This window comes from Aggregatibacter sp. HMT-949 (assembly GCF_041734645.1).
In the GTDB taxonomy this organism is placed as follows: Bacteria; Pseudomonadota; Gammaproteobacteria; order Enterobacterales; family Pasteurellaceae; genus Rodentibacter.
In genome coordinates this window covers 1,588,503-1,609,496 of the sequence record NZ_CP162010.1, presented here as the reverse complement: position 1 = coordinate 1,609,496, position 20,994 = coordinate 1,588,503, and the positions used below count along the sequence as shown (strand labels likewise).

19 protein-coding genes, 2 tRNA genes and 1 other annotated feature are annotated in these 20,994 nt (G+C 44.3%); of the genes, 4 read left to right on the top strand and 17 right to left on the bottom strand.

The annotated features are described in order from the left end of the window. Positions 1-25 precede the first annotated feature (25 nt). Positions 26-115 (top strand) — tRNA-Ser (locus AB3F25_RS07505). A gap of 53 nt (positions 116-168) precedes the next feature. Here the strand turns inward: AB3F25_RS07505 and priC are convergent. The 8 genes from priC to AB3F25_RS07465 form a co-directional block, all read right to left on the bottom strand. Beyond that, entirely contained in the window at positions 169-753 is a 585-nt protein-coding gene (priC, locus tag AB3F25_RS07500) for a primosomal replication protein PriC (RefSeq protein WP_373603229.1), read from the bottom strand. Between the two features lie 33 nt (positions 754-786). After that, entirely contained in the window at positions 787-2,139 is a 1,353-nt protein-coding gene (locus AB3F25_RS07495; protein ID WP_373603228.1) for a Na+/H+ antiporter family protein, read from the bottom strand. Positions 2,140-2,227: 88 nt separating this feature from the next. Further along, positions 2,228-2,349: a sequence feature (His leader region), on the bottom strand. A 123-nt stretch (positions 2,350-2,472) separates the two neighbouring features. Then, positions 2,473-3,150, bottom strand: a complete 678-nt coding sequence (gene rnt, locus AB3F25_RS07490; RefSeq protein WP_373603227.1) for a ribonuclease T — start codon at positions 3,148-3,150, stop codon at positions 2,473-2,475. Positions 3,151-3,244: 94 nt separating this feature from the next. Next, positions 3,245-3,652: a lactoylglutathione lyase gene (gloA, locus tag AB3F25_RS07485; RefSeq protein ID WP_373603226.1), complete on the bottom strand. Its 408-nt coding sequence runs from the start codon at positions 3,650-3,652 to the stop codon at positions 3,245-3,247. Between the two features lie 108 nt (positions 3,653-3,760). Continuing rightward, positions 3,761-4,417, bottom strand: a complete 657-nt coding sequence (gene thiE / locus AB3F25_RS07480) for a thiamine phosphate synthase (RefSeq protein ID WP_373603225.1) — start codon at positions 4,415-4,417, stop codon at positions 3,761-3,763. Further along, positions 4,404-5,222: a bifunctional hydroxymethylpyrimidine kinase/phosphomethylpyrimidine kinase gene (gene thiD / locus AB3F25_RS07475; RefSeq protein ID WP_373603224.1), complete on the bottom strand. Its 819-nt coding sequence runs from the start codon at positions 5,220-5,222 to the stop codon at positions 4,404-4,406. The genes thiE and thiD overlap by 14 nt, the downstream gene beginning before the upstream one ends. A gap of 116 nt (positions 5,223-5,338) precedes the next feature. After that, positions 5,339-7,189, bottom strand: coding sequence for an ABC transporter ATP-binding protein (locus AB3F25_RS07470; RefSeq protein WP_373603223.1), 1,851 nt, complete (start codon positions 7,187-7,189; stop codon positions 5,339-5,341). A 245-nt stretch (positions 7,190-7,434) separates the two neighbouring features. After that, positions 7,435-8,478 carry a glycosyltransferase family 9 protein gene (locus AB3F25_RS07465; RefSeq protein WP_373603222.1) on the bottom strand — a complete coding sequence of 348 codons (1,044 nt, stop codon included), beginning with the start codon at positions 8,476-8,478 and terminating at the stop codon, positions 7,435-7,437. Between the two features lie 171 nt (positions 8,479-8,649). Here AB3F25_RS07465 and AB3F25_RS07460 point away from each other — a divergent pair, with 171 nt between their 5' ends. Continuing rightward, positions 8,650-9,375, top strand: a complete 726-nt coding sequence (locus AB3F25_RS07460) for a 3-deoxy-D-manno-octulosonic acid kinase (protein ID WP_373603221.1) — start codon at positions 8,650-8,652, stop codon at positions 9,373-9,375. 9 nt (positions 9,376-9,384) lie between these two features. Next, positions 9,385-9,978, top strand: a complete 594-nt coding sequence (rdgB, locus tag AB3F25_RS07455; protein ID WP_373603220.1) for an RdgB/HAM1 family non-canonical purine NTP pyrophosphatase — start codon at positions 9,385-9,387, stop codon at positions 9,976-9,978. Between the two features lie 111 nt (positions 9,979-10,089). Here rdgB and AB3F25_RS07450 read toward each other — a convergent pair whose 3' ends face one another. From AB3F25_RS07450 to glyQ, 9 genes are all read right to left on the bottom strand, one after another. Continuing rightward, entirely contained in the window at positions 10,090-11,910 is a 1,821-nt protein-coding gene (locus AB3F25_RS07450) for a monovalent cation:proton antiporter-2 (CPA2) family protein (RefSeq protein WP_373603219.1), read from the bottom strand. A gap of 59 nt (positions 11,911-11,969) precedes the next feature. After that, positions 11,970-12,046, bottom strand: a tRNA-Ile gene (locus AB3F25_RS07445). Positions 12,047-12,132: 86 nt separating this feature from the next. Beyond that, positions 12,133-14,214 carry a glycine--tRNA ligase subunit beta gene (gene glyS, locus AB3F25_RS07440; protein ID WP_373603218.1) on the bottom strand — a complete coding sequence of 694 codons (2,082 nt, stop codon included), beginning with the start codon at positions 14,212-14,214 and terminating at the stop codon, positions 12,133-12,135. A 42-nt stretch (positions 14,215-14,256) separates the two neighbouring features. Beyond that, positions 14,257-14,823, bottom strand: coding sequence for a hypothetical protein (locus AB3F25_RS07435; RefSeq protein ID WP_373603217.1), 567 nt, complete (start codon positions 14,821-14,823; stop codon positions 14,257-14,259). A gap of 241 nt (positions 14,824-15,064) precedes the next feature. Next, positions 15,065-15,430: a DUF559 domain-containing protein gene (locus AB3F25_RS07430; protein WP_373603216.1), complete on the bottom strand. Its 366-nt coding sequence runs from the start codon at positions 15,428-15,430 to the stop codon at positions 15,065-15,067. Positions 15,431-15,435: 5 nt separating this feature from the next. Beyond that, a complete protein-coding gene (locus tag AB3F25_RS07425; protein ID WP_373604348.1) occupies positions 15,436-16,701 on the bottom strand; it encodes a histidine-type phosphatase in 1,266 nt (421 codons plus the stop codon). 4 nt (positions 16,702-16,705) lie between these two features. Next, entirely contained in the window at positions 16,706-16,963 is a 258-nt protein-coding gene (locus tag AB3F25_RS07420) for a hypothetical protein (RefSeq protein WP_373603215.1), read from the bottom strand. Beyond that, positions 16,963-17,616 carry an FABP family protein gene (locus tag AB3F25_RS07415; protein WP_373603214.1) on the bottom strand — a complete coding sequence of 218 codons (654 nt, stop codon included), beginning with the start codon at positions 17,614-17,616 and terminating at the stop codon, positions 16,963-16,965. Before AB3F25_RS07415 ends, AB3F25_RS07420 begins: the two co-directional genes overlap by 1 nt. Positions 17,617-17,751: 135 nt before the next feature. Further along, on the bottom strand, positions 17,752-18,660 hold the full coding sequence (glyQ, locus tag AB3F25_RS07410) for a glycine--tRNA ligase subunit alpha (RefSeq protein WP_373603213.1): 909 nt from the start codon (positions 18,658-18,660) through the stop codon (positions 17,752-17,754). Between the two features lie 220 nt (positions 18,661-18,880). Here glyQ and AB3F25_RS07405 point away from each other — a divergent pair, with 220 nt between their 5' ends. Then, positions 18,881-20,812, top strand: coding sequence for a TonB-dependent receptor plug domain-containing protein (locus AB3F25_RS07405; RefSeq protein WP_373604347.1), 1,932 nt, complete (start codon positions 18,881-18,883; stop codon positions 20,810-20,812). Positions 20,813-20,994 lie beyond the last annotated feature (182 nt).

The window sequence follows — 20,994 nt, the reverse complement described above, 5'->3', positions numbered from 1 at the left end:
GTATTATTCGCCTCGTTTAAATCACGGAGGAATGGTCGAGTGGTTGAAGGCACCGGTCTTGAAAACCGGCGAGGGTTTACGCCCTCCTAGGGTTCGAATCCCTATTCCTCCGCCATCAAATTTAAAATCCCCTTATTGAAAAATAAGGGGATTTTGTTTTTTGGGATTTTATTTTCTCGACTGATTTTTATTTTCTTGTTTCTTTTTAAACGCCAAATATTCCTCTAATAAATCGATCGCTTCTTGGCATTTTTGTCGACGTTTTTTGTAACGTTCAGCAAGCTGCGAGTGATATGCTTTTTCTGTTTCGCTTACGGCTAAACGTTCGTTATCGCGTTGTTGTTGATATAAATGATTTAATTGTTGCAATGCCTCGTAATATTTTTCTAACCGTTCTCGCGGCGGAAGTGTGTGAATATCGTGCGAAGTTCTTTTCTGGTGCGGCTTCAATGCGGTGCTGTTGAGCAAGGGTGATTTGCGCTTACGATTTAATGCTTCCGATAATGCCGTGCATTGTTTAAGCAAACGCTCGGCGATAAAGCTGTAGTGGTTTAGTTCGCCGGAATCAAGCGATTGTATTTTCTTTAGTGTTTGATTAATTTCGGCAAAATAAAATGCCGTTGTTTGTCCATTTTCACTGAATAAGGCACGGTCAAATTTTGCGAAAATCTTTTCTTCTTGCTGCGCCTGATGGGTTTGATAAAGTTGTTGAACCTTTTTTTCTAACGTTTGAACGAGCTGTTGAACGATCATAAAGAAATCCCCCGAGACGGGGGATTATAGTCGTTAAAGGTACATGGCGGCAATCCAGCCGAAGATAATTAACGGGATATTGTAGTGAATAAACGTCGGAACGACGGAATCCCAAATGTGGTCGTGTTTACCGTCCATATTCAAGCCGGATGTCGGCCCTAGGGTGGAGTCGGATGCCGGCGAGCCTGCGTCGCCTAAGGCAGCAGCAACGCCTATGATGGATACAGTAGCAAGTGGGGAGAAGCCGAAAGATAAGCAAAGCGGCACATAAATGGACGTAATAATCGGTACAGTGGAGAAAGAGGAACCGATTCCCATGGTAATTAGTAAGCCGACGAGCAGCATAAAGAATGCGGCTAAACCTTTGCTTTGAATCGCGCCGTTGCTTAGATTTTGCACCAAATCGGTTACGCCGGTCGTGGCGTTAATGACGTTGGCAAAGCCCGATGCAGCGATCATTACGAAGCCGATCATAGCCATGAGGCGCAAACCTTGTTGGAAGATATCGTTGCTTTCTTTCAGTTTGAATACACCGAACAAAGCAAAGATTACCAAGCCAATTAAGCCGCCGATAATGGTTGAGCTCGTTACTAATTGGATTGCGAAAGTCGCGACGATTGCAATTAAGCTGGCAACAATTTGTTTCGGACGAATATTGGCGATGTGTTGTTCGATTTCGGCTGTGCTCGGCTCTGCAATGGTGACGTTATATTCGCGCGGTTTGCGGTAAGTGATGAATATGGCGGTTAACAATCCTAGAATCATGCCGATAACCGGTAACAACATGGCTAGGGAAACTTGTGCTACATCGGTTTGCAGACCAAGGGAGGCACCTGCTTGGTTGATATTTTTTACCAAAATACTTTCAATGAAGATTTTCCCAAATCCTACCGGCAATAACATATAAGTGGCAGTTAAACCGAAAGTGAGTACACAAGCCACCGCACGACGGTCGATTTTTAATTTGTTGAAAATGGAAAGGAGTGGCGGTACTACGATCGGAATGAAAGCGATGTGTACCGGTAGTAAGTTTTGCGAGGAAATAGAAAATAACGCTAACACGCCAAACAGCATATATTTGAACCAAGCCAAATTATTGCCGGTCGGGGTTTTATTCATTTTGGTAATGATTTTGTAGGCGATTAAATCGGTGATACCGGATTTAGAAATGGCAATGGCGAAAGCGCCGAGCATGGCGTAATTCATTGCCACTTCAGCACCGCCACCTAGGCCACCGGTGAAGGTTTCGATGGTTTTGCTTAAGCTTAAATCACCGCATAAGCCGGCAGTCAATGCGGCGACCACGAGCGCGATCACCACATTAATGCGTAGCAAGCTTAATACGAGTAGCACGATAATTGAGATAACAACGGGGTTTGATAACATTGTGTTTTTCCTTATAAATTAAGTGTTAAATCGGTTCGGATAGTATTAAATCGGTTAATTGATGATGTCGCATTTTAGCTCCTGTGATAAAAGAAACCCCTCGAAAGTTACCTTCCGAGGGGTAAGATATTGATTATCCCGCCAGCTCGGAAGAAATCTTCCAAGCGCGCCGAAAACCTGAAAGACTATTCAGTGAAATGGCGGTGATGGTGACGGATAATGTTCATTTTTGTTTCTCCAAGTAAGAATGCCACTTAAACTACTGGAAATCGGAAACGATTGCAAGCGCTTTCGGCAAATATTTGTTGAGCGGTTAAGGTTTTATCGCTTTTTTTAAATTTCGGGCTCCTTTTGGGCTTTTGGTTCCGCTGCGATATGCGGGAATCCGCCCAAATCTTTCAAATGATTCACCATATAACAAAATAATTCCGCCGTACGTTCTGTATCGTACAACGCAGAATGCGCTTGTTTACCGTCAAAGGCGATTTTGGCCGCGTGGCAGGCTTTGACTAACACGGTTTGACCGAACATTAAGCCTGCTAAGCTTGCCGTATCGAACATGCCAAAAGGGTGGAACGGGTTGCGTTTTACGCTTGTGCGTTCCGCTGCCGCCATTACGAAGCTTTGGTCGAAAGCCGCATTGTGTGCCACGATGATGGAACGTTGGCAATCAGCCTCTTTTTGGGCGCGACGTACCATTTGAAATAAGCCGGTGATTGCGTCTAATTCCGATACCGCATTGCGCAACGGATTGTGAATATCAATGCCGTTGAATTTCAAGGATTCCGGATTAATGTTTGCGCCTTCAAACGGTTCAATGTGGAAGTGGCATTTTTGATCAGGATGTAAATAACCGTTTTCATCCATTTTCAGCGTGATTGCCGCCAGTTCCAACAAGGCGTCTTGTTTTGCATCAAAACCAGCGGTTTCCACGTCGATAATCACGGGAAAATAGCCGCGGAAACGATTTTTGAGTTGATTGTGGTAGGAAGAATCTTGAACATCGGACATAACAAACCTTACAAAATAAAATAACGCAGGCTAGCCTACGTTATTCGGAGAACTCTCAAAATAGCACCGCATTGAACGCCGTATTTAGGGCAATTTAATTGCCTAAACCGGCTTTGGCGCTTTTATTTTCGATAAATTCGATTTTATAACCGTCGGGATCTTCGACAAAGGCAATAATCGTCGAGCCGCCTTTCACCGGTCCCGGTTCGCGAGTGATTTTACCTCCGTTGGCGCGCACCGCATTGCAAGTTGCTACGATGTCATCTACGCCGATGGCGATATGGCCGTAAGCCGTGCCGAGTTCGTATTCGCTTACGCCCCAGTTATAAGTCAGCTCAATAACGGAGGATTGATCTTCGTCGTCATAACCTAAAAAGGCCAGAGAATAGCGGTATTCCGGGTTTTCACTGGTACGTAGTAAACGCATACCGAGCACATCTCGATAGAATCGGACGGAACGTTCTAAATCACCGACGCGTAACATAGTATGTAAAATTCGCATGGTATCTCCTTCTTCAGATTGAAATAATGGCGGCGATTATGACATAAATGGAAGGAAAAATCAGTAAAGACGATCGGTTGGCGTTGCCGGATAAATATTTTGAATTTTTTACAATAACTTTTTGATTGTTTCCGCTAAATTAGAGGCGCGTGTGAGAGATGAAACGACTGCGATTCCGTCGGCACCTTTCGCTCTTAATAATTTTGCGTTGCTTTCATTTATGCCGCCGATTACCACACAAGGTTTGGTGATCCCTTGGTGGCGTAATTCCGTAATAAAATCAATGCCGACAGGTGGTTGGTGATCTTGCTTGGTTGCGGTGGGAAAAATCGGACCGATACCGAAATAATCGATAGCTTGATTGGATTGAAATTGCTTCGCTTGCATCAGGTTATTGATGGAAAGCCCGATAAACATTTTTCCTTCGGTTTTAGCGATCACCTGGTTAATTTCTTCGTCGGATTGTCCCACATGAATACCGTCTGCTTGAATCATCAAAGCAAGATCGACATTATCATTTATCACGAACGGCACTTGATATTGTCGGCATAAATTGCGACAGCGCTCGGCTAATTGTTGCTGTCTTGCCGGTTGGTGTTGAAGGGAATTTTCGCCTTTATCGCGAAACTGAAAACAGCTGATACCGTGACGCAATGCCTGTTCTAATTTATTCAGTAAATTTTCTTCCGGCGTACCGCCTAAATGCGCGACGTCTTGCGTGCCGGCGATAAAATACAGATTAATCACCGAATTAATGTTCTTCATTTTGATATGCCCAATGGTTAACGGGTCCCTGTCCTTTACCGATATTTAATGGAGCTTCAATCGCCGCACTGATAAAACGTTTTGCGATGATGAGCGCTTGCGTGATGTCTTTACCTTTGGCCAGTTCTGCCGCAAGGCAGGCGGAAAACGTGCACCCCGTGCCGTGGGTGTGTGGCGTATCATAACGTTTATGTTGTAGCGTGAACCGGGTCGTCGGCATAAACACATAATCGATACAATATTCGCTTTGCGAATGTTGCCAATGTCCCCCTTTAATCACAACATTTTGGGCACCCATTTTTTGTAATGCCTCAGCGGCGTGTTGAACGGATTGTTGATCTTTAATCGCAATGCCGGTTAAGGCTTCCGCTTCCGGTAAGTTTGGGGTGATGATTGTTGCTTGTGGAATGAGTCGCTTAATTAAACAATCAAGCGCACTTTGTGACAATAACGCGGAGCCGTCTTTGGCGAGCATTACGGGATCCAGCACCATAGGGCCGAAATGACAATACGCAAGGTTTTCCGCCAGGCAGTGGATAATGTCTTCATTACCCAACATACCGACTTTAAAGGCTTGAATATGAAAATCTTGTGCAATCGCTTGGAGTTGGTTCTCAATAATTGTCGTCGGCAGTATATGGCAATCCATAATTCCTAACGTGTTCTGCGCCGTCACCGCAGTCAGAATACTGGTGCCGTATACGTGGCGCATTTGAAAGGTTTTGAGATCGGCCTGAATGCCGGCTCCGCCGCCGGAATCTGAGCCGGCGACAGTTAAGGCTTGCGGGTAATGAAATGTTGGCATAGTCTTGTTTAAATGTTGCTATCGTGCAGAGAATTGTTCTAAAAGTTATCAATAATGAGGTAAAACCATATGAATCGGTAAAACGCCGGTTTACTACATTAGTGTTTGCCGACGTTTTAATCCAAGTGCCCGTGTTCGCTCAAGAAACCCCCGCTTTGGTGTTTCCAAAGTTTGGCGTAAAGTCCGTTTTGTTCAAGTAATTCGGCGTGTGTGCCTTGCTCGACGATTTTGCCCTTATCCAACACGATTAAACGATCCATCGCCGCGATGGTGGATAGACGATGCGCAATGGCAATCACGGTTTTATTTTCCATCATTTTATCGAGGCTTTCCTGAATCGCCGCTTCCACTTCAGAATCCAACGCACTGGTGGCCTCATCCAATAAAAGAATTGGCGCATCTTTTAACATTACACGAGCAATGGCAATCCGTTGACGTTGACCGCCGGATAATTTCACGCCACGTTCCCCCACATGCGCATCATACCCCTTTCGGCCTTGTGCATCGCTTAAGAACGGAATGAAATTGGCTGCTTCTGCACGTTCCGCCGCCCGCATCATTTCTTCATCCGTCGCACTCGGCCGACCGTAAATAATATTGTCGCGCACGGAACGATGTAATAGCGAGGTATCTTGCGTGACCAAACCGATTTGGCTGCGCAAACTTTCTTGCTGTACATCCGACACATTTTGTCCATCTATGGTGATCGTGCCTTGTTGTGCTTCATAAAAACGCAATAACAAATTCACAATGGTCGATTTACCCGCTCCGGAACGCCCGATTAAACCGACTTTTTCGCCCGGTTTAATGGTGAGATTAAAGTGATTGAGTAACGGCTTAGTCGGATCATAAGCAAAAGTGATATCGTTAAATTGGATCTCACCTTTTTTCACTTTTAACGGTGGACAATTCGGCTTATCCACGATCGTATGTGGTTTGGTCAGCGTGCTCATTCCGTCATTTACCGTGCCGATATTTTCAAATAAGCGTGCCGATTCCCACATAATCCAACGAGAAAGTCCGTTCACACGCAATGTCATAGCGGTTGCCGTGGCAATCGCGCCGACGCCTACTTGTCCGTATTGCCATAAAATCACGCCTAATACTGCGGTGCTTAAAATTAAGAAAATATTCATCGCGTAAGTTAATGTATCCAACGACGTTGCCAAACGCATTTGCGCATGCACGGTTAGCATAAATTCTTCCATAGAACGTTTGGCGTAGGCTGCTTCGCGCGCACCGTGAGAGAATAATTTCACTGTTGCAATATTGGAATAGGCGTCGGTTACCCGGCCGGTCATCAATGAACGGGCATCCGCTTGACGCTCGGCGGTTTTAGCCAAACGCGGAATAAACAATTTCAAAATTATGCCGAACAGCACGAGCCAAATTAAAAATGGCAGCAAAAGCCAGCTATCTAACGCCGCTAACACCAAACCGGAAGTAATAAAATATACCGCCACATAGACCAACATATCGGCAATCGTCATTACCGTATCGCGCACTGCAAGGGCAGTTTGCATGACTTTCGCCGATACGCGACCGGCAAATTCATCCTGATAGAAACTTAAACTTTGTCCCAACATCAAGCGATGAAAATTCCAACGCAAGCGCATCGGGAAAACGCCTTGCAAGGTTTGCAAACGGATTACGGAAGTGAAAAACAGACATACGACGCTTATAAGCAACAACGCGGCCATAGCAAGCAATAGATGCCCTTTTTCTGACCAAAGTGTCGCCGGCGAGTACTGCCCAAGCCAATCCACTAAGACGCCCATAAATTGGAATAACATCGCCTCTATTATGCCAATGCTGACCGTCATCAGGCCCAGCAAAAAAATCCAGCCACGCATCCCTTCGATGCTTGACCAAATAAAGCGGAACAAGCCTTTTGGGGGTGTTGTCGGATTGCTTTCAGGATAAGGATTTAAGCGGTTTTCAAACCACGAAAAAATTTTATCGAACATAGAATTTCCTTAAAAAACAAAAGGCAACCAAGCCGTTGCCTTGTAAATTGTGGTGCATTATAGCCGAAATACGCAGCAACAGATACTGAAAGCCTTGGCTGACGATAGGCGCGAACTGCACTGCTGTGCATTGAATCGCCGTCATAAATCAGTGGCCTCACGGGCACCGCATTGGCGATGCTTAAATGCTGAGGTGCGCTACGAGCACCGCATTGAAACCGCAGAGGAAACCAATATTAGCGACATTACAAGAAATTTAACCTTTTCATTTGCGCAATCACATCGGAAACCGAAATGCCCGCCATTAAATTTTTATCCTTGAGTTTCGTCGCCCAAGGCAATTCGGCGGAAGGTTTGCCGAATGTTTTTTGCACGTTTTCTTCATACACGGAAACCACGTTCGCCAAATTGTTATAAGGCGCGGTGCGCAACGGATTGTGATAAGCGTACAGCCCAATCACCGGCGTGCCTTGCGTGGTGGCGATATGTGCCGGGCCTGAATCGGGCGAAAGCAGTAAATCCGCCTGGCTAATCAATGCGGCCAACTGTTTTAAATTCGTTTTGCCCGCCGCATCGGTCGGTCTAAAATCACACAGCGCGATGATTTTTTCCACCATTTCTAATTCGCGTTTTGTCGGCGAACTGCAGAAAATCACATTCACATTATGTCGATTGGCGATATTCGCCACTTCGGCATAACGTTCTGCCAACCAATCTTTTTCCGCCTTGCTGGAACAAGGCGAAATCAGTAAATTTTTGCGGGTTGGATCAATAAATTGCCGGGCGAATTGCTTATCTTGTTCGGAAAGGGCAAGTTGCCAAGTGGGCGCTGCTTTTGGCACGCCAAGATATTCGGCAAACGCCATAAATCCATCCAACACATGGGGCGAGGGCGGATCTTCCACGCGACGATTGACAAATAGCCATTGCCCTTCGCGTGAACGTTTTTTACCGAAGCCGATTTTGTATTGTGCTTTAATGCCTAACGACAACACGGAGGCACGAAACGCCGTTTGCATATTCAGCAGCGCATCAAAACGTTGATTTTTTAATTGTTTCCACAACGCAAACACGCCTTTCCAGCCGGTTTTTTTGTCATAAGGAAGCAGTGTCACGCCGGGAATTCCGTTTAATAAACCCGCTTCCGTTTTGCCGACAATCCAACTGATTTGAGTTTGTGGATAATATGTCTGAATGTGCTGCACCACCGCCAGCGCGTGACATACATCGCCCAGCGCGGAAAGTCTTAGAATGCAAAGAGATTTGGGCGGTTGAGGGAAGAGAGACATGGTTATTCCTTATTAAATGCCTGCTGGAAATCGACTTTTCTTTTGCTTTTCACCCCTTCGTTGACGGAGAGGAAATCTGAAAAGCGAAGTTTAGAATATCGGTTTTGTCGTTTAATTTGCCGATATTTTAAAGTAGAATGGGCGCATTTTCTATTATGTAACCCGACCAAAATGCTTGAATTCCAGCAAGATAACCGATTTTTCCTGTTCAATTTTGACCGCGCGTTTGAAGGCCAAATGGATTTTTTCAATCCTGACTTTTGGCGAAAACAGCACCGCATTGAAGGCGTGGCAAAAGGGCGGGGTACCACTTATTTTTTACGCACGGAAGATTGGTTCGGCGTGAATTGCGCGTTACGTCATTATTACCGTGGCGGCTTGTGGGGCAAGTTCAATAAAGATCGTTATCGTTTTGTCGGGCTCGCCGATACGCGCAGTTTCACCGAATTTCATTTACTCCAACGCCTGTATGAAGCCGGATTGCCGGTGCCAAAGCCCATCGGCGCACGAGTGCGAAAAGGTAAACTCGGTATTTGTTATCAAGCGGATCTTTTATCGGAAAAAATTGAAAACGCACAAGATTTGACCGTACTTTTGCAAGGTCAAACTTTGCCGAGCGAAACTTGGTGGCAAATCGGCAAATTAATTCGTCGCCTGCACGATTTGCAGATTTGCCACACGGATCTCAATGCGCACAATATTCTGGTGCAACAAACAGAGAACGGCCAAAAATGTTGGTTATTGGATTTTGATAAGTGTGGTGAAAAATCGGGCGATTTTTGGAAAACGGAAAATCTAAATCGCTTGCATCGTTCTTTCGTTAAAGAAGTCACCAGAATGAAAATTCGATTTAGTGAACAAAATTGGGCGGATTTAATCGCCGGTTATCAACAATAAGGACAAATTATGGCTCAAAAAATCGTACTTGCCACCGGCAATCAAGGTAAAGTCAAAGAAATGGCGGACGTGCTGGCCTCGCTCGGTTTTGAAGTGGTGGCGCAAACAGATTTAGGCATTGAAAGCCCGGAAGAAACCGGTTTAACCTTTGTGGAAAATGCCTTGCTGAAAGCTCGCTACGCTGCGGAGAAATCCGGTTTGCCGGCTATCGCTGACGATTCCGGTTTGGTGGTGGCCGCATTAAACGGCGCGCCGGGTTTGTATTCTGCGCGTTATGCCGGCGAAGAGGGTAACGATGCGAAAAATCGCGCCAAGTTGTTGGTTGAGCTTGCCGATGTGCCGCAAGAAAAACGCCAAGCGAAATTCGTCAGCTGTATTGTATTTTTGCGACATCCGACCGATCCGTCGCCGATTATCGCGGAGGGGGAATGTCAAGGCGTAATCGGTTTCGAAGAAAAAGGTGAAAACGGCTTTGGTTACGACAGCTTGTTTTTCAGCCCGCAACAAGGATGCACGTTTGCCGAATTGGAAACCGTCGAGAAGAAAAAAATTTCGCACCGCGCGCGCGCGTTAAATGTATTAAAAGAAAAACTCGGCGCATAAAACATCGCATATCAAGGAACTTCGGCGGTATTGCCGAACGCTTAAAACAGCACTGCATTGAAGTCGCTTCCAATGCGGTGCTGTTATTTGAGCTCGGTAGTGCGCGAAATATTATGCTTCTTCTTGTGCTTGTTCTTGCGCTTTTAACAAAATTTCTTGAATATGCGCCGCCATTTTTTGGTCACATTTCTGTGCAATATCAAGCATTACCGGATTGTTAAAAATCGCCATACCCGGCTCATATACCTGCGACATTAATTCCACTTCATGGCGATCCGCCTTGAAATAATATTTGGCAATGGCTTTTGCGGTTGCTGATTCCATACCCAACGCTTCTAATGCCAAGCGACCGGTGCGTACCGCTGAATCGAAAGTTTCCCGCACAATTTCGTCAGCTCCCGAATTATAAAGATCGAAGGTGTGAAAACGGTCGAAAGCGCGTGCAATAATTTTAATGTTTGGATTGACTTCGCGTGCAAAATGCACAATCGCATTCGCCTGCTCTTTATTATCAATCGCCACAATTAACATTTCCGCGTTTTCCAAGCCTGCCGCAATTAAAAATTCGCGACGCGAAGCATCGCCGAAATAAGATTTAATGCCGTATTCATTGAAACCTTTTATCATTGTCGGATTCAAATCCACAATAGTCGTGGCGTAACCGCTCAAGCGTAATAAATCGTTTACGATTTGGCCGAAACGCCCCATTCCTACGATAATAATCGGATGTTGTTCGTCAATTTCATCGGGTTGAATTTCTTCTTTCGTTTCTTTTGCACCGAATTTTTCGTACAACACTAAAATAATCGGTGTCATTACCATGGAAAGTACCACGATAGCGGTCATATTCGCGTTGACTGTTTCGTCAATTACGCCTTTTGCAAGCGCTGCCGCGAATAAAACAAAAGCGAATTCACCACCTTGCGCCATTAAAAGCGCACGTTCCAATGCGGTGCTGTGGGTGCTTCTCGCCAAACGCGCTACCAAATAAATACAAATACCTTTAGTGAGCATTAACGCGATTACGCCGAGTAAAATAAGTTGCCAGTTTTCCGTCACCACTTTTAAATCGAGCGCCATACCTACGCCGAGGAAGAAAAGTCCAAGCAGTAGGCCGCGAAACGGTTCGATATCCGCTTCTAATTGGTGACGGAAGGCGGATTCCGACAGCATTACGCCCGCTACGAAGGCGCCCATCGCCATGGAAAGACCGGCTTCTTCCATTAATAACCCCGCACCGAGTACGACAAATAATGCTGCCGCGGTCATTACTTCTCGCGCTTTGGCATTCGCCAATATGCGGAATATCGGATTCAATACGAAGCGGCCGATTACGACTAGCGCCGCTAAGGCGAGCATGGCAATGCCGGCGGACTGCCACCAAGGTAGTGAAGCTTCGGTTTTTTCAAAAGGAGAAAGGAAGGAGACGATGGCGAGTAAGGGGACGATTAACAAATCTTCAAAAAGCAAAATCGATACGATTTTTTGCCCCCGCTTGGTGGAAAGCGCTTTGCGTTCGCCCAATACTTGCATTACGATGGCTGTAGAGGTTAGCACGAAACCGGCGGAGGAGACGAACGCCACTTCCCAAGAGACGCCGAATTGTACGCCGACAATTGTCATCAAAATCGCTGAAATCACCACCTGCATACTGCCCAGCCCGAAAATCTGGCGGCGTAAACTCCATAGATGAGAAGGCTTCATTTCAAGTCCGATTACGAACAGAAACATCACTACGCCAAATTCCGCTAAGTGAATAATAGCATGCGGATCATCCACGACATTTAATCCGTAAGGCCCGATCGCCAGTCCGGCGGCTAAATAGCCCAATACCGATCCCAGTCCGATTCGTTTAAATAACGGCACCGCAACTACTGCAGCACCAAGCAATGAGACCACTCGAATTAGATCGCCAGCCCCTTCCGCAGCCATAGAAACTCCTAAGCTAAAAAAGAAATGTAAAAAGAAAAATAAGGTGGGATAAATCTAGATGGTCCCCCCTGCCGGACTTGAACCAGCGACCAAGCGATTATGAGTCGCCTGCTCTAACCGACTGAGCTAAGGGGGGAAAGTGCGGGAGATTATAGAGAAATAATCTATTGAAGTCTATAAAGAAAGGGATGGTTGTCGGAAAAACAACCATCCTGTTTTATGTTATTGCAACAACGAAATATCCGCCACCTGTAAGAATAACCCTTGCAATGTGTTCAAAATGGCTAAACGGTTTTGACGCAATCTTGCATCCTCCGCATTCACCATCACATTATCAAAGAAATTATCCACTGGTTGACGCAAGCCGGCGAGTTTATCTAACACTGCAGTGTATTCGCCTTGTGCGATTAACGGCTGAACCTCTTTTGCCAAACTTAACACGCTTTGCGCAAGCACTTGTTCTGCCGGTTCAACGCATAACGCCACATCAATTGCGCCAATGTTGCCCTCCGCTTTCGCTAAAATATTCGCCACACGTTTATTGGCGGCTGCCAGAGCTTCCGCAGAATCAAGGGTACGGAAATGAGAAACCGCACGCACGCGTGCATCAAAGTCTGCCGGACGGGTTGGACGACGCGCCAATACCGCTTGAATCACATCCACCGCAATGCCTTCATCTTGATACCATGCGCGGAAACGACCGAGCATAAAGTCCACCACATCAGCCACCACATTTTGATTCGTGAGTTTATCACCGAAAAGTGCAGCTGATTTTTTCACTAAATCTTCAAGATCAAGCGGTAAGTTTTTCTCTACGATAATACGCAATGCACCTAATGCTGCACGACGTAATGCAAACGGGTCTGCGCTGCCTTTAGGCGCTTGTCCGATACCGAAGATACCCGTCAAAGTGTCAAATTTATCCGCTAAAGCGACCGAACTTGCAACGAGTGATTTTGGTAACTCATCACCGGCAAAGCGTGGCATATATTGTTCGTTTAACGCCACTGCGACCTCTTCGTCTTCACCGTCATGACGGGCATAGTGCATGCCCATTACGCCTTGCGTATCGGTGAATTCAAACACCATGTTAGTCATCAAGTCACATTTTGACAGTAAGCCGGCACGTTTTGCTTTCGCTTCGTCTGCGCCGATTTGTTTTGCAATTTCGCCTGCAAGTTGTTCAATACGGTCAGTTTTATCTTTCAATGTACCGAGCTGTTGTTGGAACAACACGGTTTCTAAACGCGGTAAACGATCGACCAGTTTTTGTTTTAAATCGGTTTTGAAAAAGAATTCCGCATCCGTTAAACGTGGGCGAACCACTTTTTCGTTCCCTTCTATAATCGCTGTTGGATCTTCTGGGTTGATGTTCGAGACAAAAATAAAGTGCGGTAATAATTTGCCGTCTTTGTCGCCTTCTGTTTTTTCATATAGCGGAAAATATTTTTGGTCACCTTTCATGGTGTAAACCAAGGCTTCTGCAGGCACTGCTAAGAAACGTTCTTCGAATTTTGCCGCTAATACGTTTGGATATTCCACCAAGGAAGTGACTTCTTCAAGCAGACTTTCTTCAATGTCAGCCACGCCGCCAAGTGCGGTCGCTTTTGCTTGAGATTTTGCAAGGATTTCCGCTTTACGCTCGTTGAAATCTGCCACCACAGCCCCTTTTTCACGCAATAATTGCGGATATTGGTCTGCATGTTGAATTTCAAATTCTTTTTCACCTAAGAAACGGTGACCGCGAATGGTGCGTGCGCTTGCTACATCTAAAATTTCGCCTTCGATTAACTCATCGCCCAATAACATAGTTACGGTGTGAACCGGACGAATAAATTGCACGGTTTTATCTGCCCAACGCATTGGTTTTGGAATTGGCAGCTTTGCCAAGGCGTTTGCCACAATGCCATTAAGCAAGTTTTTGGTCGGTTGACCTTCAATTTTTGCACGATGAACGAGCCATTCACCTTTATCGGTCGCAATGCGTTCCGCCTGCTCAACGGTAATGCCACAACCACGCGCCCAGCCTTCAGCTGCTTTTGTTGGTTTACCTTCCGCATCAAAGGCTGCTGACACTGCCGGCCCGCGTTTTTCGATTTCTTTGCTTGGTTGCTGTGTGGCTAAGTTCAACACTTTCACCGCCAAACGGCGCGGTGCTGCAAACCATTCGATTTTGTCGAAGGTTAAGCCTGCTTGATTCAATTCCGCCTCAACATTATCCGCAAAGGCTGTCGCTAATGTTTTCAGAGCTTTTGGCGGCAGCTCTTCCGTGCCGATTTCTACTAGGAAGTTTTGGGTTGTCATTTTAGGGTCTCTATGTAAACGTAATTTATATCATTATAAATATTAAGGCTTTAAACCAAATACTAATGCAAATGGTACCCAAACTGGCATTGTTAAAATAAATAACAATTGACCGTTACCAGTTTCAAAAAAAGGTCTTTTGTCAGTTACTACTATTGGTAGTGGAGTATCTAATTTATATTCATCAGTTAAATTATTTAAACCATAAAAAGTCTTAGCATCAGCCAAGAATGTTACTTTTATATATTGTTTTTCATAAGCTTCAGCTTGATATACTTTTTTTAATTTGATTAAGTCATCATCACTTAATAGATTTTTATCAATAAAAAGTGAGTATATAAGCTCATTAGAACTTTGCGTTAGTATTTGCAGGTTTAAAGCTTGTCTAGACACTTTATAATGGTAACTATCATAAAATTCTTTAAATTGTTGTATTGTTTTCTTATCTTTGCTCTTTAAATGATACAGCTCTTCACCTATCTGAACATTAATAGAATCATCAAAAAAACGTATATGTGTTATTTGTTTTTGAACAACGGAATTGTTATTCGTACAACCTATTATTAACAATACGCAAATAAAAATTATTGAATATGGTTTCTTAATCATCTTTTATATTTCTCTGTTTTCACTTCTGCCAAATCTCCCCTAACCCCTCTTTGCTAAAGAGGGGGTTGGATCTTTGCAGAGTTAAATATCTATTTTCTACTTCCCTCTTTTTAAAAGAGGTTAATTTAACTGCGATTGAAATCAAAATAATGAGTCAACTGCAATCAATTTACTCAAGAAATCCCCCTCTTTAGCAAAGAGGGGTTAGGGGAGATTTGGCAGAACAACTTAACGCTCATACTCAATCAGCCCTTACATTCTCTAAAAACAAATAAATCTGCTCTATTACACCTTCAATTTCACACATGACTTCATCATTGCTAAATCGCATCACCGCAAAACCAAGTGAATTTAATTCTGCATCTCGTAATGCGTCTTTTTCCTGATAATCGGGTTCATAATGCTGACTACCATCTAATTCGATAATCAGCTTTGCTTTCGCACAATAAAAATCAACGATATAACTTAAAAGTGGCTTTTGTCGATTAAATCGAAAACCTAATAATTGATCTCGATTGATGCGTTGCCATAGCTTTCTTTCCGCATCTGTCTGATCCGCTCGCAATTTCTGCGAATTCTCTTTTAAGTATTTTTCATAAGGCTGCATGAAAGCTACTTCTTACCGTTTGCAATACCCTCACTCAACACCTGTTGAAAACGTTCGTAATCACAAAAGCCCTTTTCATCTTTTTCACAGCCTTTGAGGGTTAATGCTGTTTGGTTTGGTGGTGTCGTTAAACTTAATGGCGTGATGTTAATCAGCTGCTCGGTGGTTTGATACACATAATCTAACTTAAATTTGAGCTTACCACTTGGTTTGTGTTTCCACACTTCAAATAGCAACTTGCCACCGATGGGGATATTTTCCAATGAATCATTCAATTCATAAGGCTCAACACCTAGTGCTGCAAGCAGAGCGACGATATTCGAATCATGTCCAACCAATAAGCTAATTTTGTTTTCACTGTTTAGCTGTTGCTGAATAAATACTAACAACGGATATGAGACATTTTGTGCTAACGCTTCGTTATTTTTAAATAAAGTGCGGTAATATTCGTTTTTAATTTCGTTAATTGCACGCCATTTTTCTTGGCTATCCACACGACCGTTTGCGATTTCTGCATCAGGTTTGCCCACATAATGGGCGAGCAATAATGCACTGACAATTTTCTTTCCTGTGCTGATAGAGCCAGTAATTTTGACTGACTTGCCGTCTTTAATACTGTATTCACCGACTTTTCCACCTAAATCACATTCACCTTTTTGTAAACAATTTGGTGAGTTTTTGTAATCGATGATTTCACTTAATAGCGCATAATTCGGCGCTAATTTTTGCTGTAAAGCGGTTAAATCAACGTTATTTTTTGCCGATTCAATCAAGGCTTGACTTGGATTGTGCGCCTGCGTGTTGAAAATTGGATCTTTTTCTGAACCAATTTTACCATGATGTTGCAGTTGAACATTACAGCCCGCAAATGCACCAGACACAATGGCTTGCCCCGTTGCAATGGTGCGTTGTACCCCATTGGCATAAGCGAAAATACCTTCACCCGATGCACAACGTTCTGTTGTTAATAATCCTTTATCCGCGAGCCACTGCCCTAAATATTGCCCGAAATAGGTTTCTAGCACAGTGCCTTTTGCCGTGAGATGACCGGATGGCACATTCCATTTTGCCCACGCATAGGGGGAATATTTCGCCATTTCCTGTGGATCTTTTTCCACCGGTGAGCGCAATCCATGACGACTAAAAATCAAGACTTTCTCAAGTTCATACTCTACACTCGGTGTATTTGGGTGATTTTCCGTTGCAAATACACCACTTGCAAGCGTCAAACCAAATAAAAGTGCGGTCAGTTTTAGGGCTGTTTTTTTCATCATTTTAGAAAATCTCTTTTAATTTAGATTCATCTAAAATAACACGATCGTCCTCTAACAATAATGCTGGGAAGCCCGCATAACCTTTTGCTTTTGCGTCATCAAAGGCTGGGTGACGATCACGCAAACGCAGCCATTGTTTGAGGTTTGGAATGGAAGAAAGCACTTCCACCGCTTCGTATTCCACGCCCAAGCGTTTAAGTTCCGCCACAAATGGCGCGGTATCCGGACATTCTGCGGCATAATAAAGAATCGGTTTCATTATTCACCCTCTTTTTGTGCGGCAAGAGCGGTCGGATTTGGTGTTGCTTCCGCAATTTTGGTCAAGCGATTACGATCGCGATGCTCAAACGGTTTGTCGTAACCCGGAATTGTCATGAGTGTAGTTTGATCGTAAGACCAAGTGCCGTCATCGTTAATATTCACTGTGATTTCATAGCTTTCTGTGGTGAACGATTGTTCCAAGAACGGATTTGACACAATGCCGTTGGTTAATGAGCCGCGCACTGCTTTCACGGTAAATGTTTTCGCATCGGGCGCTGCTTTGCCCACGGCCATTAAAGTTTGCCCGCGCGGAATGCTGACGGTGAATAAAATATTGCCGGTGGCCGGCTCCCAAAGCCAGTAGCCCACTTGATCGTGGAAAGTTTCCACCTCGTCAGGTTGCACGATATGAGTGTGATAACGCAAACCGTAGAATAATTGCGGGCCGTTGGTTTGGGCATCGATAGGTTGTAATTCTACGCGTTCGATATAAGGATCTTTCACCGGGCCTTCTTCTTTTGGATTGATATCCAAACCACGTTTACCTTCCCAAATGCCCGCCAACCCGGCTAACGGGCCGAGATTAGCAAGGGTGTTTACATCAGGTTCGGCTTCGGTGTAGATGTCTTTTGGATATTGATAATCGGTCATATTGCTCTCCTTTAATGTCACTGAGAATTGTGTTTACTTTGCCGTGTAGCTATTTTTCAATGCGGTGCTATTTTCAACTTCCGCGGAATTTCACTTTTCAATGCGGTGCTATTTCAGAGGTTCATTTCTACCGCGTTATTTCTTACAACCCGGGAAACCTAAAGCTTCACGGCTGGCGTAATAAGCTTCCGCCACGCCCTTGGTGAGGGCGCGAATGCGTAAAATGTAACGTTGGCGTTCGGTGACGGAAATGGCTTTGCGCGCGTCTAACAAGTTGAAGCTGTGTGCTGCTTTTAAAATACGCTCGTAAGCCGGCAACGGCAGCGGTTTTTCCAATGCCAATAAGGATTGCGCTTCTTTTTCGTATTGATCGAAGCAGTAGAACAAGAAATCGGTGTCGGCGTATTCGAAGTTGTAGGTGGATTGTTCCACTTCGTTTTGATGGAATACGTCGCCGTAAGTGGTTTTACCGAGCGGGCCATCAGACCAAACTAAGTCATACACAGAATCTACGCCTTGAATATACATCGCCAAGCGTTCCAAACCGTATGTGATTTCACCGGTCACCGGTTTACATTCCAAACCGCCCACCTGTTGGAAATAGGTGAATTGGGTTACTTCCATGCCATTTAGCCACACTTCCCAGCCCAAGCCCCAAGCGCCCAGCGTCGGGTTTTCCCAGTTGTCTTCCACGAAACGAATATCATTTTTCGTCGGGTCGAAACCGAGCATTTTTAAAGAATCCAAATACAGTTCCTGAATGTTGTCCGGCGACGGTTTAATCACCACTTGAAATTGGTAATAATGTTGCAAACGATTCGGGTTTTCGCCGTAACGACCGTCAGTCGGGCGACGGGACGGTTGCACATAAGCAAAGGCCATCGGCTCCGGCCCTAACGCGCGCAAAGCGGTCATCGGGTGTGAGGTGCCTGCGCCCACTTCCATATCAAAGGGTTGCACGACGGTGCAACCTTGTTTTGCCCAGTAATCTTGTAGGGCGAGAATCATGCCTTGGAATGTTTTTACGTTGAATTGATTGCTCATAATTTTGAATCTACGAATGTGATGAAAAATGAACGCATTATACTGGAAACGAGTGGGCGGATAAAGGCGAAAGTAGGGCGTAAGCGTAGTTAAACACGGCGATATTTTTGATGGAATATGAATAAAATTGTCGTTGACTATGAAAGTTTTCAGTTAGGCAACCCGTTGCTGTTATGTCAGAATGCCTGCCGATTTTTGTTATATCAAAGGAACCAAAATGATGAAAAAAAGTTTAATTTCGACTGCATTTTTAGCCACTGTTTCCGGTTTTGTTCAAGCCGAAACCACTAAGCTTCCGAGCGTTAATGTTTATTCCGCTTATGCTGCGCCGGTAAACCAAGATCAAACTGCATCTTCCGTTACCGTGCTCACCGAAAAAGATTTTGCACAGCGTAATGCCACTTATGTGAGCGATGTGTTGAAAACGGTGCCGGGTGTGGCGATGGGGATTAGCGGAGGACGTGGTGCGGCAACCAGCCTTTTCTTACGCGGAGCGAATTCTAAACACACCGCAGTAATCATTGATGGCATTCGCGTGAATCCTGCCGATACTAACTTTGACTTTGGCGGCTTATCATTAAGCAATATTGAACAAATCGAAGTGCTACGTGGCGAGCAATCAGCTCTTTGGGGAAGTGATGCAATGGGCGGTGTGGTTTATATCACGACCAAAAGCGGTTTATACAAAGACAAACCTTTCAATGTCGATTTTGATTTTGGTACGGGATCGCACCGTACTCGTGATGGCTCTGTGACTGTTTCAGGTCAGCAAAATGGCTTCTATTATGCGCTTCACGGCGATAGTCATCGTACAAGCAGTATTTCTGCTCGTAGCAAAAACGTCTTCAACTATACAAGTCTTTCGGGAGCAACATCAACAAATATCCCTGCAAGTGAAAAAGATGGTTTTCATCGTGATAACGCTTCTATCCGTTTAGGCTTTGATGACAGTAAAAAAGGTTTTAATTTCCTTGTATCGCACTCATCGCAAACCTTGCATTTTGATAATAGTGCCGTAGATGAATTGAAGTTTGATGATAATACTCGCGTTCGTGAAACCCGTTATAAATTAAGTGGTTACGTGGGTAATTTGGATGATTTATTTGTTCATAAAGCATCGGTAAGCCACATTAAAACCGACAGCGATACCGCACAATATAGCTCTTGGACTTCTTCTGTCGGAAAAACAAAATATGACAGCAAAAAACTTAATACTAACTACCAATTAGATATTAATTTTGACCGTGAAGGAGAGGTCAAACAAGCGGTTAGTTTGATGGCAGATTATCAAAATACGAAATACTTAGCGTCTGTTTATAACTATGATGAGAAAAAACTTACCGAAAAAAGTTTTGCGGCAGAATATCGTTTATTCACCGAGGCAGATCACAGCCTTTCCATAAGCGGTCGTTATACCGATAACAGCTTATTTGAGAATGCGTTCACCGCACGTCTTGCAGGTGCTTATCGTTTATCACCAAACTTTAAAGCACACGCAAGTGTAGGTAAAGCGATTCACAATCCGACATTTATTGATGTTTATGGTTGGGGAGGCGCGACGAGTTGGGTTGCCAACCCAAATTTAAAAGCAGAGAAAAGTTTAGGCGGGGAATTAGGTTTATTAATCGAAAGCAATGACAAACGTCATAGTCTAGATACCACACTTTTCGCCCGTAATGTGGATAATTTCCTTTCCGCCGTACCTGTCAGCGGTTATACGGTTTATCGCACGGTCAATCGTGACGGTAAAACCAAAATCAAAGGTGTAGAAATCGCCTATAACGGCAAATTAACGGATACTCTTTCAAGCTATGCGAACTACACTTACACCTATATTAAATCGGAAAATGATCAATATGGTTTAAACTACGTTCGTCGTCCGAAACACACGGGCAACCTTGGTTTAGCGTACCAAATTACTGAAAAATTGGGTTCGGATGTGAATGTGTCTTATGTCGGTAAACGTTTAGATTCGGGCGATTTTAAAATGCCTTCATATACACTTGTGAATTTGGGGATAAATTACCAGCTTATTCCAAACCTTAATGTATATGCCCACTTAAATAACCTATTCGATAAAAAATACGAAAATATTGTCGGCTACGGTCAGGACGGGCGCAATGTTTATGTTGGATTAAGAGGCTCCTTCTAAACAAAACCGAAATGATGTAGCGATTGCATAAAGCTAAAATTACTTTTGCAAAATAGCACCGCATTGGAGCGCTTTCCAATGCGGTGCTATTGTTTAATGTCAGCTCATGTTTAATTCAAACAGTTTGAGTATTTGTTACATAATACCGAACAGACAAGAAGAGCGGTGAAACTCACCGCTCT

Excerpts from the sequence above, each read along its gene's own strand:
- rdgB (WP_373603220.1), top strand. The coding sequence starts at position 9,385 with ATGGCTCAAAAAATCGTACTTGCCACCGGCAATCAAGGTAAAGTCAAA.
- AB3F25_RS07425 (WP_373604348.1), bottom strand. The coding sequence starts at position 16,701 with ATGAAAAAAACAGCCCTAAAACTGACCGCACTTTTATTTGGTTTGACG.
- AB3F25_RS07405 (WP_373604347.1), top strand. The coding sequence starts at position 18,881 with ATGAAAAAAAGTTTAATTTCGACTGCATTTTTAGCCACTGTTTCCGGT.
- AB3F25_RS07415 (WP_373603214.1), bottom strand. The coding sequence starts at position 17,616 with ATGACCGATTATCAATATCCAAAAGACATCTACACCGAAGCCGAACCT.
- AB3F25_RS07470 (WP_373603223.1), bottom strand. The coding sequence starts at position 7,189 with ATGTTCGATAAAATTTTTTCGTGGTTTGAAAACCGCTTAAATCCTTAT.
- AB3F25_RS07460 (WP_373603221.1), top strand. The coding sequence starts at position 8,650 with ATGCTTGAATTCCAGCAAGATAACCGATTTTTCCTGTTCAATTTTGAC.
- gloA (WP_373603226.1), bottom strand. The coding sequence starts at position 3,652 with ATGCGAATTTTACATACTATGTTACGCGTCGGTGATTTAGAACGTTCC.
- glyQ (WP_373603213.1), bottom strand. The coding sequence starts at position 18,660 with ATGAGCAATCAATTCAACGTAAAAACATTCCAAGGCATGATTCTCGCC.
- AB3F25_RS07430 (WP_373603216.1), bottom strand. The coding sequence starts at position 15,430 with ATGCAGCCTTATGAAAAATACTTAAAAGAGAATTCGCAGAAATTGCGA.
- priC (WP_373603229.1), bottom strand. The coding sequence starts at position 753 with ATGATCGTTCAACAGCTCGTTCAAACGTTAGAAAAAAAGGTTCAACAA.
- thiE (WP_373603225.1), bottom strand. The coding sequence starts at position 4,417 with ATGAAGAACATTAATTCGGTGATTAATCTGTATTTTATCGCCGGCACG.
- AB3F25_RS07495 (WP_373603228.1), bottom strand. The coding sequence starts at position 2,139 with ATGTTATCAAACCCCGTTGTTATCTCAATTATCGTGCTACTCGTATTA.
- AB3F25_RS07450 (WP_373603219.1), bottom strand. The coding sequence starts at position 11,910 with ATGGCTGCGGAAGGGGCTGGCGATCTAATTCGAGTGGTCTCATTGCTT.
- thiD (WP_373603224.1), bottom strand. The coding sequence starts at position 5,222 with ATGCCAACATTTCATTACCCGCAAGCCTTAACTGTCGCCGGCTCAGAT.
- AB3F25_RS07435 (WP_373603217.1), bottom strand. The coding sequence starts at position 14,823 with ATGATTAAGAAACCATATTCAATAATTTTTATTTGCGTATTGTTAATA.
- AB3F25_RS07420 (WP_373603215.1), bottom strand. The coding sequence starts at position 16,963 with ATGAAACCGATTCTTTATTATGCCGCAGAATGTCCGGATACCGCGCCA.
- rnt (WP_373603227.1), bottom strand. The coding sequence starts at position 3,150 with ATGTCCGATGTTCAAGATTCTTCCTACCACAATCAACTCAAAAATCGT.
- glyS (WP_373603218.1), bottom strand. The coding sequence starts at position 14,214 with ATGACAACCCAAAACTTCCTAGTAGAAATCGGCACGGAAGAGCTGCCG.
- AB3F25_RS07465 (WP_373603222.1), bottom strand. The coding sequence starts at position 8,478 with ATGTCTCTCTTCCCTCAACCGCCCAAATCTCTTTGCATTCTAAGACTT.